This window comes from Telluria sp. RT2P19 (assembly GCF_059685725.1).
Map to the genome: position 1 here is coordinate 417,580 of NZ_JCASIL010000001.1, position 16,176 is coordinate 433,755.

General features: G+C 67.8%; 13 protein-coding genes and 1 tRNA gene. 13 read left to right on the forward strand and 1 reads right to left on the reverse strand.

Annotated elements, in window-relative coordinates:
- Positions 1–16: 16 nt before the first annotated feature.
- From lpxK to adk, 4 genes are all read left to right on the forward strand, one after another.
- Positions 17–1,042 (forward strand): tetraacyldisaccharide 4'-kinase, encoded by a 1,026-nt coding sequence (gene lpxK, locus AC56KW_RS01785; RefSeq protein WP_497169011.1) that lies wholly within the window; start codon positions 17–19, stop codon positions 1,040–1,042.
- Positions 1,023–1,193: a Trm112 family protein gene (locus AC56KW_RS01790; RefSeq protein ID WP_005669111.1), complete on the forward strand. Its 171-nt coding sequence runs from the start codon at positions 1,023–1,025 to the stop codon at positions 1,191–1,193. The genes lpxK and AC56KW_RS01790 overlap by 20 nt, the downstream gene beginning before the upstream one ends.
- On the forward strand, positions 1,190–1,942 hold the full coding sequence (gene kdsB / locus AC56KW_RS01795; protein WP_497169012.1) for a 3-deoxy-manno-octulosonate cytidylyltransferase: 753 nt from the start codon (positions 1,190–1,192) through the stop codon (positions 1,940–1,942). Before AC56KW_RS01790 ends, kdsB begins: the two co-directional genes overlap by 4 nt.
- Before the next feature lie 185 nt (positions 1,943–2,127).
- Positions 2,128–2,784 carry an adenylate kinase gene (gene adk, locus AC56KW_RS01800; protein ID WP_497169013.1) on the forward strand — a complete coding sequence of 219 codons (657 nt, stop codon included), beginning with the start codon at positions 2,128–2,130 and terminating at the stop codon, positions 2,782–2,784.
- Between the two features lie 73 nt (positions 2,785–2,857).
- Here the strand turns inward: adk and AC56KW_RS01805 are convergent, their stop codons facing one another.
- The gene (locus AC56KW_RS01805) at positions 2,858–3,085 is read right to left on the reverse strand and encodes a hypothetical protein (RefSeq protein WP_497169014.1); all 228 of its coding nucleotides are present in this window, start codon (positions 3,083–3,085) and stop codon (positions 2,858–2,860) included.
- Between the two features lie 29 nt (positions 3,086–3,114).
- On the opposite strand from AC56KW_RS01805, the gene AC56KW_RS01810 reads away from it, so the two are divergent.
- The 9 genes from AC56KW_RS01810 to AC56KW_RS01850 all read left to right on the forward strand — a co-directional run bounded on the left by AC56KW_RS01810 (position 3,115) and on the right by AC56KW_RS01850 (position 16,142).
- Positions 3,115–3,627 carry a hypothetical protein gene (locus AC56KW_RS01810; RefSeq protein ID WP_497169015.1) on the forward strand — a complete coding sequence of 171 codons (513 nt, stop codon included), beginning with the start codon at positions 3,115–3,117 and terminating at the stop codon, positions 3,625–3,627.
- 108 nt (positions 3,628–3,735) lie between these two features.
- Complete coding sequence (locus AC56KW_RS01815; RefSeq protein WP_497169016.1) at positions 3,736–4,494, forward strand: 3-hydroxyacyl-CoA dehydrogenase; 759 nt, start codon at positions 3,736–3,738, stop codon at positions 4,492–4,494.
- Positions 4,495–4,620: 126 nt separating this feature from the next.
- On the forward strand, positions 4,621–6,396 hold the full coding sequence (ggt, locus tag AC56KW_RS01820; protein ID WP_497169017.1) for a gamma-glutamyltransferase: 1,776 nt from the start codon (positions 4,621–4,623) through the stop codon (positions 6,394–6,396).
- A gap of 171 nt (positions 6,397–6,567) precedes the next feature.
- Positions 6,568–10,887, forward strand: coding sequence for a hybrid sensor histidine kinase/response regulator (locus AC56KW_RS01825; RefSeq protein ID WP_497169018.1), 4,320 nt, complete (start codon positions 6,568–6,570; stop codon positions 10,885–10,887).
- 57 nt (positions 10,888–10,944) lie between these two features.
- Entirely contained in the window at positions 10,945–11,640 is a 696-nt protein-coding gene (locus tag AC56KW_RS01830) for a response regulator (RefSeq protein WP_497169019.1), read from the forward strand.
- 133 nt (positions 11,641–11,773) lie between these two features.
- Positions 11,774–13,402: an AMP-binding protein gene (locus AC56KW_RS01835; protein WP_497169020.1), complete on the forward strand. Its 1,629-nt coding sequence runs from the start codon at positions 11,774–11,776 to the stop codon at positions 13,400–13,402.
- Between the two features lie 8 nt (positions 13,403–13,410).
- On the forward strand, positions 13,411–13,929 hold the full coding sequence (locus AC56KW_RS01840) for a MarR family winged helix-turn-helix transcriptional regulator (RefSeq protein ID WP_497169021.1): 519 nt from the start codon (positions 13,411–13,413) through the stop codon (positions 13,927–13,929).
- 79 nt (positions 13,930–14,008) lie between these two features.
- A tRNA-Arg gene (locus AC56KW_RS01845) sits at positions 14,009–14,083 on the forward strand.
- 139 nt (positions 14,084–14,222) lie between these two features.
- On the forward strand, positions 14,223–16,142 hold the full coding sequence (locus AC56KW_RS01850) for an ATP-binding cassette domain-containing protein (RefSeq protein ID WP_497169022.1): 1,920 nt from the start codon (positions 14,223–14,225) through the stop codon (positions 16,140–16,142).
- The last annotated feature ends 34 nt before the right edge of the window (positions 16,143–16,176 follow it).

The following is a 16,176-nucleotide window of genomic DNA, read 5'->3' on the forward strand; positions in this document are numbered from 1 at the left end:
GTTCAATTCTCTTCGCATGGCTTCCACTCTCGAATCGACCCTCACCCGCGCCTGGCTCCGGCGCGGGGCCCTGGCATGGGCGCTGCTGCCGGTGGCGCTGCTGTTCCGCCTACTGTCCAGCCTGCGCCTACTGCTGTTTCGTACCGGCCTGAAGCGCTCCGAGCGCCTGCCGGTGCCCGTTATCGTGGTCGGCAATATCTTTATTGGTGGTACTGGCAAGACGCCGCTGACGATCTGGCTGGCCGAGAGCCTGCGCGCGGCCGGGCTGCGTCCCGGCGTGATCTCGCGCGGCCATGGCGGCCAGGAAGGCGCGCCGCGCGCAGTCACCCCGCAATCCGATCCGCGCGAAGTCGGCGACGAACCGCTGCTGATCGCTGCGCGCGGCGGCTGCCCGGTCGTGGTCGGACGCCGCCGGGTTGAAGCGGGCAGGGCGCTGCTGCAGGCCCACCCCGAGGTCGACGTGCTGATCGCCGACGACGGTTTGCAGCACTACGCGCTGGCGCGCGACATCGAGATCGTCCTGTTCGACGGCCGCGGCGTCGGCAATGGCTGGCTGCTGCCGGCCGGCCCCTTGCGCGAGCCGCCTTCGCGGCGGCGCGATTTCACGGTCGTCAACGCGCCCGCGCTCACCCCTGGCCTTGCGCACGCGGTCGGCGGGCAACCGTGGCGCATGCACCTCGCGGGCGAGCATGCCGAGCCGCTGCGCGGCGGCGAGCGCGTGCCGCTGGCCCGGCTGCGTGACAAACGCATCGTGGCCGCGGCCGGCATCGGCAACCCGGGCCGCTTCTTCGCCATGCTGCGCGGCGCCGGTCTGACGGTGGCCGAACTGCCCTTGCCCGACCACCATGACTTCCTGGACGAGCCTTTCGCGGCGGTCGACGCCGATCTCATCCTGATCACCGAGAAGGATGCAGTAAAATGTCGGCAAATTGATCATCTAAAAAACGATCCACGCCTGTGGGTCGTGCCGGTCACGGCGCAGCTCGACTCGCGCCTGGCCGAACAAATCGTGGAGAAATGTCGTGGACGCTCGCTTGCTTGATATCCTGGTCTGCCCGCTGTGCAAGGGACCGCTTGAACTCGACAAAAAGGCGCAGGAACTGACCTGCCGCGCCGACCGCCTGGCCTATCCGATCCGCGACGGCATCCCGATCATGTGGGCCGACCAGGCGCGCAAGATCGAACCAGCATGAGTTTTACCGTCATCATCCCGGCGCGCCTGGCCTCGACCCGCCTGCCGAACAAGCCGCTGGCCGACCTGGGCGGCAAGCCCATGGTGGTGCGCGTGGCCGAACGCGCGCGCGAATCAGGCGCGGCGCGCATCATCGTCGCCACCGACCATGACGACATCGCCGCCGCCTGCGCCGCGCATGGCGTGAGCGCGGTGCTGACCCGCGCCGACCATCCGTCCGGCACCGACCGCATCGCCGAAGTGGCGCAGGTGCTGGGCCTGGGCGACGACGACGTGGTGGTCAACCTGCAGGGCGACGAACCGCTGATCGACCCGGCCCTGCTGGCGGCCTGCGCCGCCCGCATCGACGCCAGTACGCCGATGGCCACCTGCGCGCATCCAGTCCTGGACGCCGCCGACGTGTTCAATCCGAACGTGGTCAAGGTGGTGCTCGACAAGCTTGGCCGTGCGCTCTACTTCTCGCGCGCCACCATTCCCTGGCACCGCGACGCCTTCGCCGCGAGCCAGGATTCGCTGCCGGCGGGCTACGCCCCGCTGCGCCACATCGGCCTCTACGCCTACAGCAACGCCTTCCTGCAGGCCTATCCGAAGCTGGACGTCTCGCCGCTCGAGGGCATCGAAGCGCTCGAACAACTGCGCGTGCTGTGGCATGGCTATCCGATCGCCGTGCATGTCACACAAAAAGCGCCACCGGGCGGCGTCGACACGCCGGACGACCTGGCGCGGGTACGCCTGCATTTCCCGTCTTGATATAGACCACTGGTAAGTGAGGGGGCCGTCTGCGCGGGATCAATATTCCATGCCGCAGGGCCCCCAAAACTGGCTTGAAAGCCAACTTTTGTGGTAACTTCCGTGTCAAGGAAGTCGCGCAGCACCAATCAATATTTATACATTTCCCAAAAACCTTCATTATTTTCTAGAATCTCAGGAAACTCATGCGTCTCATTCTGTTAGGAGCACCCGGTGCCGGCAAGGGCACCCAGGCAAACTTCATCAAGGAAAAGTTCAACATTCCGCAAATCTCGACCGGCGACATGCTGCGCGCCGCGATCAAGGCGGGTACTGAACTGGGCCTGGCTGCCAAGAAGGTCATGGATGCTGGACAGCTGGTGTCCGACGACATCATCATCGGTCTCGTCAAGGAGCGCCTGAAAGATGCAGACTGCGCCAACGGCTACCTGTTCGACGGCTTCCCGCGCACCATCGCGCAGGCCGAGGCAATGAAGGACAGCGGCGTCACCATCGACTACGTGCTGGAGATCGACGTGCCCGACGAGATGATCCTCGAGCGCATGACAGGCCGCCGCTCGCACCCGGCCTCGGGCCGCGTGTACCACGTCAAGTTCAATCCACCCAAGACCGCCGACGTCGACGACGTCACCGGCGAGCCGCTGGTCCAGCGCGACGACGACAAGGCCGAGACCGTGTCGAAGCGCCTGGAGGTGTACCATAACCAGACCGAAGTGCTGCTGGGTTACTACGGCAAGTGGGCCGAATCGGGCCTGCCGGGCGCGCCGAAATACCGCAAGATCTCGGGCGTCGGCCAGGTCGAGCAGGTGCGCGACAACGCGTTCGCGGCGCTGTCGGCATAAGCCAGGCGCATCGGCATCAGTCGCCGGTCCATCAGCGTCACGCGCTACGCGCATCCACATCGCGCCGCGCACATCAGCGCCGCGCCAGGCACATCAGCAGCACCCGTCGTTCCCGCCTGCGCGGGAACGACGTTTTTTGGGGCACCGATTCGTAGCGCGCGCTGCTTTCGGGCGACCGACCGGTGGCGCATGCGCCGCTCTCGGCCAAGGTTTTTTGCCGCATGCGCAGCAGCCTTCGTAAATATGTGAGAAATTGTTTCTCATGTGCCGTGCGCACGTTGACAAGACGATAATAGGTCATCGGTCAAATCACCCAGAGAGAGGTCTGCCATGAACACGTCGAAAGCCATCCTTGCTGTCCTGCTCGCAGCCACCGCCATCGGCGCCGGCGCCCAGACCACCGGTGTCACCCAGGGCCAGCCGACGACCGGCGCGACCTATCGCCCATCGCTCGACGGACAGCAGACCTCGACCCCGGCGCCGACGATCGACATGCGTCCCATGACCCAGGAAGAGAAGGCTACCGGACGCCAGGAACCGTCGCGCCTGAAGGACATCGATCCCGCCACCCATCCGGCGCCGCAGAACGTGCGTCCACAACCCACCGTGATGCCCCGTTCCCAGGACACCCAGGCGGTGCCGCCGAGCGCGCGCATCGTCACGCCGCCGCCAGGCGCCGCGACCGCCCCGGTCGGCCCGACGTCGAGCGCGGTCAGCGCCTGCACCGGCGCCACCTGCACCGACGCCAGCGGGGCCACCACGGCCGGCCAGGTCGGCAATGCCTCGGTCAACAGCGCCGGCCGCCTGTGCAACCGCACCGGCAACACGATGCAGTGCTTCTGAATCCCTGACCTGCGACATGGCGGTTCCTGATAAAAGTTCGCTACAATGCTGATTGACGTTAACGTAAACGTTAATATGCAGCACCTAGAACTTTTATAAGGGACACACATGCAGATTCAAAACAATGTCTTCATCGTCACCGGCGGCGCCTCGGGCCTGGGTGCGGCCACCGCGCGCATGCTGGCCGACGGCGGCGCCAAGGTCGTGATCGCCGACGTCCAGGAAGAGGCCGGCCGCGCGCTGGCGAGCGAGATCCAGGGCCAGTTCGTCAAGTGCGACGTCACCCAGGAAGCCGACGGCAAGGCGGTCGTGGAAGCGGCCGTGGCGCTGGGCACTCTGCGCGGCCTGGTCAACTGCGCGGGCGTGGCGCCGGCGGTGAAAACGGTCGGCAAGGAAGGCCCGCACCCGCTGGACGTGTTCCAGCGCGCCGTCAACATCAACCTGGTCGGCACCTTCAATATGGCGCGCCTGGCGGCCGACGCGATGGCCAGGACGCCTGAAGCCGAGCACGGCGAGCGCGGCATCATCATCAACACCGCCTCGGTCGCGGCCTTCGATGGCCAGATGGGGCAGGCGGCCTACGGTTCGTCGAAAGCGGCCGTGGCCGGCATGACGCTGCCGATGGCGCGCGACCTGGCGCGTAGCGGCATCCGCGTGATGACCATCGCCCCGGGCATCTTCGAGACCCCGATGCTGATGAACATGCCGCAGGAAGTGCGCGATTCGCTGGGCAAGATGGTGCCGTTCCCGCCGCGCCTCGGCCTGCCGAAAGAGTATGCCCACCTGGCCCGGGCCATCATCGAGAACGTCATGCTCAACGGCGAAACGATCCGTCTCGACGGCGCGATCCGCATGCAGCCCAAGTAATGATCGATATAACTGAAGCATTGCTCCGAAAGCAAGCCTGCGCGACATGAGGTAGCATGTCTGCGATGGCGGGCGCGTCGCCGCAGTGCTTGTGGCGGCGCGCCCGTTTGCTTTTGGGAGAAACACTTGAAACAGCTTAGCACTCTTGCACTCGGCCTGGCTCTGGCCGGCATCGTCGGTCAACCCGTCCTGGCCCAGGATTCGCTGCAAGCCGCGCCCGAGGCGGCCAGCGGCTTCCAGGAAAAGACCGGCTGGCCGGCGCAGAAATACATGGTGGCCGCGGCCAACCCGCTGGCGGTCGACGCCGGCTACCAGATCCTGCGCCGTGGCGGCAGCGCGATCGATGCGGCCATCGCCACCCAGCTGGTGCTGACCCTGGTCGAGCCGCAATCGTCGGGCATCGGCGGCGGCGCCTTCATGGTCCACTACGACGGCAAGCAGACCCAGGCCTTCGACGGCCGCGAAACCGCGCCGAGCCGCGCCGACGAACACCTGTTCGAACGGCCGGACGGCACGCCGCTGTCGCGCACCGAAGGCGTGGTCGGCGGCCGCTCGGTCGGCGCGCCCGGCGTGCTGCGCATGCTCGAACTGGCCCACCGCCAGCATGGCAAGCTGCCCTGGAAGACGCTGTTCGAGCCGGCCATCCGCCTGTCGGAGCGGGGTTTCGCGGTCAGCCCGCGCATGCACAAGATGCTGGCGGGCGAGACACACCTGCGCAAGGATCCGGTGGCCGTGGCCTATTTCTACGACAAGGCGGGGCAGCCCTGGCCGGTCGGCCACATCCTCAGGAACCCGGCGCTGGCCAGGACCCTGCGCGAGATCGCCGATGGCGGGGCCGACGTGTTCTATACCGGCCGCATCGCGCGCGACATCGCGGCGAAAGTGGCAGGCCACCCGACCAATCCCGGTCTCTTGAGCGCCAAGGACATCGCCGACTACCGGCCCAAGGTGCGCACGCCGGTATGCAGCGACTACCGCCAGTACACGGTGTGCGGCATGCCGCCGCCATCGTCGGGCGGGATCGCCGTGGCCCAGATGCTGGGCATGTTCGAGACCTTCGACATGAAGGCGCTGGCGCCCAGGAACGGCGTGCCGGACGCCGAAGCCGTGCACGTGTTCTCGGAAGTGGGCCGGCTGGCCTACGCCGACCGCAACCGCTATGCGGCCGACGCCGACTTCGTGCCGCTGCCGGGCCGCGGCATCCCGAGCCTGATCGACAAGGACTACCTGAAGCAGCGCGCCAGCCTGGTCGGCGCGCGCTCGATGGGCGAGGCCCGCGCCGGCACGCCGCCGGGCATGGACGTCGCCTGGGGCACGGACAACGCCATCGAGACGCCGTCCACCTCGCACCTGTCGGTGGTCGACGCCGAGGGCATGGGCCTGGCGATGACGACCACCATCGAGGACGCCTTCGGCTCGCGCCAGATGGTGGACGGCTTCATGCTCAACAACCAGCTGACCGACTTCTCGTTCAGCGCGCGCGACGCCGACGGTCCGGTGGCCAACCGGGTCGAGGCCAATAAACGGCCGCGCAGCGCCATGTCGCCCACCATCGTGTTCGAGAAGGACAGCGGCAAGCTGGTGCTCACCGTCGGTTCGCCCGGCGGCCCGGCCATCATCAACTACGTGGCCAAGGTGCTGGTCGGGACCCTGGACTGGGGCCTGAACGTGCAGCAGGCGATCGCGCTGCCCAATTTCGGCAGCCGCAACGGCCCGACCGAGCTGGAACGCGGGCGCTTTCCGCAGGCCACGCAAGACCTGCTGCGCGCGCGCGGCCATGCGATCCGGGTAAGCGAGCAGACCTCGGGCCTGCACGGCATCGAACGCATCCAGGTGCATGGGGCGCCGATGTGGTTCGGCGGCGCCGACCCGCGACGCGAGGGGATCGCCAGAGGAGACTGAAATGGGCAGGGAGGCGACAAATGACAATATTTTCTTGCAATCCCCGCCCCGGATTTGCCTCAAGTCAAGCAGAGTTTGCTAACCTGTCGCCGTGGACAGCAAACAGAAAACCGGATCGATCCTGACAGGGGCGGGCATGCGCGCGGCCCATGCCTGCGACGACGTCGCCGCATGCGCCTCATGACCATTCCGCGCCGGTTCTCCATCTTCTTTTTCCCGCTATTTGCCCTGCTGCTCTCGCTGCTGGCGTGCGCGCCGCTGCGCGCGGCCGCCCCCGAGCCAACCTTGCGCTTCGAGCACCTGTCGGTGCAGCAGGGACTGGCCCAGGAATCGATCCTGGCCATCGTCCAGGACCGCGACGGTTTCATGTGGTTCGGCACCCAGTCCGGCCTGTCGCGCTACGACGGCTACCGGTTCGTGAACTACCGCAGCGAGCTTGGCAACCCGCGCAGCCTGGCCAGCAACTGGGTGCGGGTGCTGCATCTCGACCGCCATGGCCGCATGTGGATCGGCACCGACGGTGGCCTGAACCGCTACGATCCGGCCACCCGCAGCTTCACCCTGTATGCGCCGCACGAGCCTGCCCGGCGCGGCACCGGCAACCGCCAGATCAAGACCATGGTGAGCGACGGCGCCAACGGCCTGTGGATCGGCACCGCCGACGGCCTCCAGCACTTCGACCTCGATAGCGGCAAGTTCACGGTCTGGCACCATGTCCCGAACGATGAGCGCACCCTGCGCGAGGACGGCATCAACGCGCTGGCGCTGGACGCAGATGGCCGCCTGTGGATCGGCACCTCGGCCGGCCTGGACAGCCTGGCGCCGGACCGCAGGACCATCGCGCACCACGCGTCGAACCTGGACCTGCGCGCGCGGCCGGTGCACGCGCTCTTGGTCGACAGCGACGAGCAGCTCTGGATCGGCCGCTTCGGCGCGCTGGAACGCCAGTCGCTGCGCGGCCCGGATGCCGGCAACCTGCGCCGCTTCGGTCCCGCCGAGGGCATCGACGACTTCTGGGTCACGACGCTGTACCAGGACCCCGACGGCACGGTATGGGTCGGCTCGCACGATGACGGCCTGCTGCGCTGGCGCGCCGACGACGGGCGCTTCGATGCCTTCCGCAACGTCGTGACCGACCGCCACAGCCTGGTCGACAACTACGTCTCGGCCCTGTACCGCGACCGGGTCGGCACCTTCTGGGCCGGCACCTGGTATGGCGGGGTGTCGCGCGTGGACCTGGGCAGCGGTGGCTTCGCGCGCCTGAACGCGCGCCCCGGCGTGGCCGATTCGCTGGCCGACAACAAGGTGCGCGCCTTGCTGCAGGACGGCGACCGGCTGTGGGTCGGCTCGGCCACCGCCTTGCACCGCTTCGATCCACTGACCGGCAAGGCCGAGGTGTTCCACCACCTGAAGGACGACCCCAACAGCCTGATCGACGTGCCGGCGGGGGCCATCGTGCGCGACAACGCCGGCCTGCTGTGGATCGGCAGCCGCTCCGGCATCACCGCGTTCGACCCGAAAACGCGGGTGTTCCGGCGCCAGGTGCTGCCGGGCGGCGCCGACGCCAACAACGTGCGCTCGATGATGGTGGACCGCGCCGGGCTGGTCTGGATCACCACCCGCGGCGGCCTGCACCGGCTCGATCCCGCCACCCGCGCCGTGACCAGCTACCGCCACGACCCCCGCAAATTCACCAGCCTGTCGGACGACGTCGCCCGGCCGATGCTGGAAGACCGGCGTGGCCGTTTCTGGGTCGGCACCTTCGCCGGCCTGGACCTGCTGGACCGGGCCAGCGGCAGGTTCCGCCACTTCAGGCACGATCCGTATGACCCCAACAGCATCAGCCACGACGAGGTGCACCATCTGATGGAAGACAGCCGCGGCGATGTCTGGATCGGCACCGCGGTGGGGCTGAACCGGATGGTGACCGGCCTTGACGGCGCCTTGAGCTTCACCCGCTACACCACGCGCGATGGACTGGTCGACGACTCGGTGGCGGCGATCGTGGAAGACCAGGATGGCCGCATCTGGGCCAGCACCTCGGGCGGCATCTCGAGCTTCGATCCGGCCAGCGGGCGCTGGCGCAGCTACACGGCGGCCGACGGCATCACCGAGGGCGCGTTCTTCGACGCCTCGGTATTGAAAACCAGCGACGGCACCCTGTACTTCGGCGGCTTCAACGGCATCACCGCCTTCGATCCGCGGGCGATCCGCGACAACCGCGTCGCGCCGCGCCCCGTGATCACCGGGCTGCAGGTCTACAACCGGCCGCTGGAGCAGGCGTTTCCCGGCCTGCTGCCGGGACCGATCGAGAACGCCAGCGCGGTGACGCTGCCGGCCGACGCCGCCGTGCTCACCCTCGAATTCGCGGCGCTGCACTTCGCCGCGCCCGAGCGCAACAAGTTCGCCTATCGCCTGGACGGCTTCGACCAGGGCTGGGTGAACGCCGGCGCCGACAAGCGCTCCGCCACTTATACCAACCTCGATCCCGGCACCTATGTGTTCCGGGTGCGCGCCGCCAACAAGGACGACGTATGGAGCGAGGACGTGGCGGCGCTGGCGCTGACCATCGAGCCGCCGCCCTGGGGCACGCCATGGGCCCGGATCGGCATGATCCTGCTGGCGTGCGGCGCGGTCTACGCAGGCCTGCGCATGCGCTTTGCCGGCCTGCGGCGCCACAAGGAGCGGCTCGAGCACCAGGTCAGCGCCCGCACCGAGCAGGTCGAGCAGCAGAACCGCATGCTCGAGCAACAGACCCAGGAACTGCGCGAGCAGGAGCGGCGCGGGCGCCACCAGAGCAACGAGCTGGCGCGCGCCTACCGCGCGCTGCAGGAGAACGAGGACGTGCTGCGCCAGGCCAAGGAGCGCGCCGAGGACGCGACGCGCCAGAAATCCGAGTTCCTGGCCAATATGAGCCACGAGATGCGCACCCCGCTGGCCGGCGTGATCGGCATGCTCGGTTTCGCGCTGCGCGACCTGGGACTCAAGGACAATACGCGCGAGCAGATCCTGCGCGGCCAGGCCAACGCCCAGGCGCTGCTGGCGATCATCAACGACCTGCTCGACTTTTCCAAGATCGAGGCCGGCAAGCTGACCGTCGAGCGGATCGATTTCGACCTGCATGAGAAAATGCGCAGCGTGGCCAGCCTGTTCCAGGAACAGGCGGCCGGCCACAGCCTGGAGTTCCGGGTCGAGGTGGACGACGACGTGCCGCGCTACCTGGTGGGCGACCCGACCCGCGTGCGCCAGGTGCTGGTCAACCTGATCGGCAATGCCTTCAAGTTCACCAGGTCGGGCAGCGTGGTCGTGCACGTCGAATGCCGGCCCGACGACCAGGATCGTCCGCCCGGCATGCACATGATCCGCTTCACGGTGCGCGACACCGGCATCGGCATCCCGGCCGACGCGCTGCCGCGCCTGTTCAAGAAATTCGAGCAGGCCGACACCACCACCACGCGCCGCTACGGCGGCACCGGCCTGGGCCTGGCAATCTGCCGCCAGCTGGTCGAGCTGATGGGAGGCACCATCGGCGTCAACAGCGACGAAGGCAAGGGCAGCATGTTCAGCGTGCTGCTGCCGCTGCCGGATGGCGTCGAGCCGGCGCCGGTGGAACTGGCGCCGCGCGCGCCGCACAGCCATCGCCTGCGGATCCTGTGCGCCGAGGACTTCCCCACCAACCAGATCATCGCGCGCCTGATGGTCGAGGAGATGGGGCACGGGATCGACATCGTCGAAAATGGCGTGGAAGCCGTCGCCGCCTGCGCACGCCGGCGCTACGACCTGGTGCTGATGGACGGCCGCATGCCCGAGATGGACGGCGCCAGCGCCACCCGCCTGATCCGCGCCGGCGGCCCGGCCGAGGCCCCGGTGCTCGACCAGCACGTGATGATCGTGGCGCTGACCGCGAATGCCTCGGACGAGGACCGCTCGCGCTACCTGGCCTGCGGGATGGACGCCTTCCTGACCAAGCCGATCGACGAGGCGGCGCTGCACCTGCAGCTGGCGCGCGCCATCGAGCGCCAGCTGCAGCGCGGCCTGCCGCTCGACCCGATGCCGGCGCCAGGATCGCCCGAAAACCGCGCGCTGGACAGCCGCGCCCAGGCCATGGCGGCGCTGGACGCGATGTTCGAGGTGACGTTCGACGAGCCGGCGGCCCCGCGCGACACGCGCGCCGCGGCGCCGGCGCCTGCCGTGCCGGCGCCATCCCCGCACGGCGAGGCGCTGGCGGTACGCCTGCGCGCGGCCTTCATCGCCGACCTGCCGCGCCGCCGGCGCGAGCTGGCGGCGGCGGTCGCATCGGACGACCTGGATGCGGCCGGCCGCATCCTGCACGGCCTGCGAGGCAGCGCCGGCCACCTGGCCGAACCGGCGCTCGAGACCTTGTGCGCCGAACTGGAAACGGCGGCCGACCGCGGCGAGCACGCGCTCTTGCGCGCCGGCCTGGCGCGACTCCATGCGCTGCTGGACGCGTTCCAGCCGCGCGTGTCCTGAACTAATCCCGTCACGCCTGCCTATAATGCAGATCTTGACCAATCTGGCGGAGAGTCGATGAAGGTGCTGGTAGTGGACGACGATATCGTGGCGCGCATGATGCTGATGCATCTGGTCGACAGCTGTGGCAGCCATGCGATCCTGGAAGCGGAAGACGGGGCCGACGCCTGGCGCCAGCTGGAGGCCGGCCTGCAGGCCGACATCGTGTTTTGCGACCTGCGCATGCCGCACCTGTCCGGGCTCGAGCTGCTGCAACGGGTGCGCGCCGATGCGCGCACCGCGACGCTGCCCTTCGTGCTGGTGTCGGCCGCGTCGGAGGGCGCCATCCAGGGCGAGGCGGCGGCCTTGGGCGCGAGCGGCTACATCGTCAAGCCCTTTCGCCAGGAAGACGTGCGCGGACAGTTCGAGCGCCTGTTCCCGGTCGCCGCCGCGGCGCACGCCATGCCGGACGAAGCCCCGCACGAGGTGGCGCGCCGGCTCGGCATCGACGCGGCGCGCCTGCGCCTCTACCTCGACGGCCTGGCGCGCCAGTTGCAGGTGGCCATGCGCGAACCGCCGGCGAGCGGCGAGGGTGCACAGGCGCGCCTGGACCGCCTGCGCGAAGGCTGCAGGACGCTGGGCCTGTACGCCGCCGCGGCCGCGCTGGCCAAGGCCGCCGGGGCGCGCCCCCCGGCGCCGGGCGAGGTGGCCGCGGCATTGGCGAGCGCCAGCGCGGCGGTCGCGCGCCAGGCCGGACGCGCGGCGGGTGATTGAATTCGCGCGGTGCAAACCGGGCGCCGAATCCGCTTGCCCCTGGTTTGCTTTAGATTTAAAGTATCCCTTGTTGCTTGAGCAATCTTCTTAGTCGTCGCCTCGCTTGGTTGCTTGTTTACTGCCGGGATCATTCATGAACGACGCCACCTTCGCAACGCTGTCCCCGTCCGGCCATACGGACGGCTTCGCCCGCGCCAACCTGCCGCCGCGGCACACCTGGCCCGCATTCCTGTTCGACCTGCCCGAACTGCATTACCCGCAGCGGATGAATTGCGTCGCCGAGCTGCTCGACAGCGCCGTCGAGCGCGGCTGGGGAGGGCGCACGGCGCTGATCGGCGCGCACGAGCGGCTTACCTATGCCGGGCTCCTGGGCCGGGTCGACCGCATCGCCCACGTGCTGCGCCACGACCTGGGCCTGGCCACCGGCAACCGGGTGCTGGTGCGCGGCGCGAACTGTCCGGCCATGGCCGCCTGCATCCTGGGCGTGATCAAGGCCGGCTGCATCGCGGTGCCGACCATGCCGCTGCTGCGCGCGCGCGAACTGGGGGCGATCGCCGACAAGGCGCGCGTGGACGCGGTGCTGTGCGCCGGTTCGCTGGTGGACGAGGTCGACGCGCTCGGCTTGTCGCTGCCGGTGCTGCTGTTCGACGACCCGGCGCCCGCTGCGCTCGAAGAGCGCATGGCGCGCTACGGCGAGCCGTTCGCCGCCGCCGATACGTCTGCCGACGACGTCTGCCTGATCAGCTTCACGTCCGGCACCACGGGCATCCCGAAAGGGACCATGCATTTCCACCGCGACGTGCTGGCGATCTGCGACTGCTTCCCGCGCCACGTCCTGCGTTCGCAGCCCGACGACGTCTTCATCGGTACGCCGCCGCTGGCCTTCACCTTCGGGCTGGGCGGGCTGCTGCTGTTTCCGCTGCGTGTGGGGGCCGCCGGCGTACTGGTCGAGCGCCTGAGCCCCGAGATGCTGCTGGCGGCGATCGCCGAACACCGCGCCACCATCTGTTTCACGGCCCCGACCTTCTATCGCCAGATGGCGGCGCAGGCTGGCCGGTTCGACCTGGCCAGCCTGCGCGCCAGCGTGTCGGCCGGCGAAGCGCTGCCGCTGGCCACGCGCGAAGCCTGGCAGGCGGCGACCGGCCTGGCCATGATCGACGGCATCGGCGCGACCGAGCTGCTGCACATCTTCATCTCGAGCGCGGGCGCCGACATCCGGCCCGGCGCCACCGGCAAGCCGGTGCCGGGCTACCAGGCCTGCATCCTCGACGCGCAGGGGCGGCGGGTAGGGCCGGGCGTGGTCGGCCGGCTGGCCGTGAAGGGCCCGACCGGCTGCCGCTACCTGGCCGACGAGCGCCAGCGCGACTATGTGCAAGATGGCTGGAACCTCACCGGCGACGCCTACGAGATGGATGACGACGGTTATTTCTACTATCGCTCGCGCACCGACGACATGATCATCTCGGCCGGCTACAACATCGCCGGTGCCGAGGTCGAGGAAGCGCTGCTGCACCATCCGGCGGTGGCCGAATGCGCGGTGGTGGGGCGGCGCGATCTCGAACGCGGGCAGGTGGTCGAGGCGCATGTCGTGTTGCACAGCGGTCACGTCGGGACCGACGATCTGGCGCACCAGCTGCAAGAATTCGTGAAAGGCCAGATCGCCCCCTATAAATACCCGCGCGCGATTCTGTTCAAGGAACAGCTGCCGCGGACCGAAACCGGTAAACTGCAACGGTTTAAATTACGCACTGAAGCGGTTTGAGGGATTGCATGGATGACGACAGGCGCACACGGGCTGCCGACGATGGCGTGGCCGACCTGGACATGGAAAGCCGCCTGACGGATGAACACCACCAGTCGCTGCGGCTGTGGCTGCGCATGCTGTCGTGTACGACACGGATCGAGAACGAGATCCGCAGCCGCTTGCGCACTGCCTTCGGCATCACCTTGCCGCGCTTCGACCTGATGGCGCAGCTGGAGCGGCATCCGGAAGGTTTGCGCATGGGGGAGCTGTCGCGGCGCATGATGGTCACGGGGGGCAATATCACCGGGATTGCCGACCAGCTCGAGCGCGAGGAGCTGGTGGTGCGCGTGCAGGATGCGCGCGACCGGCGGGCGTCGGCGGTCAAGCTGACCGAGGCGGGCAGGGCGGCGTTTGCCGAGATGGCGGCCGTGCATGAGCGCTGGATCGAGGAAATGCTGGCCGATGTGCCGGGCGAGGACAAGGCCAGCATGGTGGCCTTGTTGTCGACCATGAAGCGCAGGCTGCGGGTGGGCGACCACGAATGACGGGGCCTGCCGCGGGATGCGGGTATTGCATTGCCGACCTGACAGATCATGCCGGTGGCTGGTACAATTCGCCTCGCGTGTCGCCATCGTACAATGGATAGTACAAGCCCCTCCTAAGGGTTAGATGCAGGTTCGATTCCTGCTGGCGATACCATTCCCCCCACAAAAGTCCCTGGAATATGTGCGAATTGACTTCGCAGGTGGTCCAGTCGGTACAATGTGCGCCTTACTCAATCAACTCACATTTTCGCCCGCACCAGCGACCAGTTCGCACGCCGGGCCGCACATCGATCATGGCAGTCATCTCCCTCTCTTCCGCGCAACTGGCCTTCGGCCACGTCCCGCTGCTCGACCACGCCGACTTTTCGCTGGAAACCGGCGAGCGCGTCGGTCTCATCGGCCGTAACGGCACCGGCAAATCCTCGCTCCTGAAGATCATCTCGGGCCGCTCGAAACTCGACGACGGCCTCCTGGTCATGCAGCAGGGCGTGAGCATCGCCTATGTCGAGCAGGAGCCGGTGTTCGACCCGGAAATGACGGTGTTCGACGTGGTCGCGCTTGGCATGGGGGACCAGCAGGCCATGCTGACCGAATACGAAGAACTCACCGGCAAGTTCGGCCAGGGCGACGACGACGCGTTGATGGAACGCATGCATGTTCTGCAGACCAGGCTCGACGCCACCGATGGCTGGAACCTGGCGAACAAGGTCGAGACCACGCTGGGCCGCCTGAACCTGGCGGGCGACGCCAGGATGGGCACCTTGTCCGGCGGTATGCAAAAGCGCGTGGCGCTGGCCGTCGCGCTGGTGTCGGCGCCCGACGTGCTGCTGCTCGACGAACCGACCAACCACCTGGACTTTACGTCGATCAAGTGGCTCGAGAGCTTGCTGCGTGAATTCCGCGGTTCGATTCTGTTCATCACCCACGACCGCAGCTTCCTGGACAATGTCGCCACCCGCATCATCGAACTCGACCGCGGCATCCTGCTGTCGTTCCCGGGCAATTTCACCACGTACCAGGAGCGCAAGCGCGAACTGCTGGCCAACGAAGAAGTGGAAAACGCCAAGTTCGACAAATTCCTGGCGCAAGAAGAAGTGTGGATACGCAAGGGTGTGCAGGCGCGCCGTACCCGCGACGAAGGCCGCGTGCGCCGCCTCGAAGCGCTGCGCCTGCAGCGCGCCGCGCGGCGCGACCAGCAGGGCCAGATCAAGCTCGACGTCGCCACCGGCGAGCGCTCGGGCAAGATCGTCGCCGACCTGGAAGGCGTGTCGAAGCGTTATGGCGAGAAGGTGATCGTCGAGCATTTCACCGGCACCATCATGCGCGGCGACAAGGTCGGCCTGATCGGCCCGAACGGCGCCGGCAAGACCACCTTGCTCAAGATTATCCTGGGCGAAGAAACGGTCGACAGCGGCACCGTGCGCCTGGGCACCAAGTTGAATGTCGCGTATTTCGACCAGATGCGCACCCAGCTCAACGAAGAGGCGAGCCTGGCCGACACCATCGCTCCGGGCAGCGACTGGGTCGAGATCAATGGCCAGCGCAAGCACGTGATGACCTACCTGAACGATTTCCTGTTCTCGCCCGAACGGGCGCGTTCGCCGGTCAAGTCGCTGTCGGGCGGCGAGCGCAACCGCCTGCTGCTGGCGCGCCTGTTCGCCAAGCCGGCCAACTGCCTGGTGCTGGACGAACCGACCAACGACCTCGACATCGACACCCTCGAACTGCTCGAAGAATTGCTGGAAGAGTACACCGGCACCGTCTTCCTCGTCAGCCACGACCGTACCTTCCTCGACAATGTCGTGACCCAGGTGATCGTGGCCGAAGGCGGCGGCAAGTGGCGCGAATTCGTCGGCGGCTATACTGACTGGGAGCGCGTCAGGGCGGCGGCTCCGGTGGTCCAGGCGCCGGCGCCGGGCGCGGCCAAGGCCGGCGCCGCCAAGGTGGAAGAGGCGGCCCCGGCCCAGGGCACGGCCAAGAAGGTCAAGCTGAGCTACAAGGAACAGCGCGAGCTGGAAGAATTGCCGCAGCTGATCGCCTCGCTCGAGGACGAGCAGTCGGCGATCACGCAGCAGTTGAACGCGCCCGATTTCTACAAGACCAACCCGGCCGACGCCAAGCGCATCAATGCGCGCTTCGCCGAGATCGAAGACTTGCTGCTCGACGCGCTGGACCGCTGGGAGCGCATCGAGGCGCGCGCCCGCGGCGAATAAGCGTTCATTGCGGTATTGACGGGGAAATGGAGGA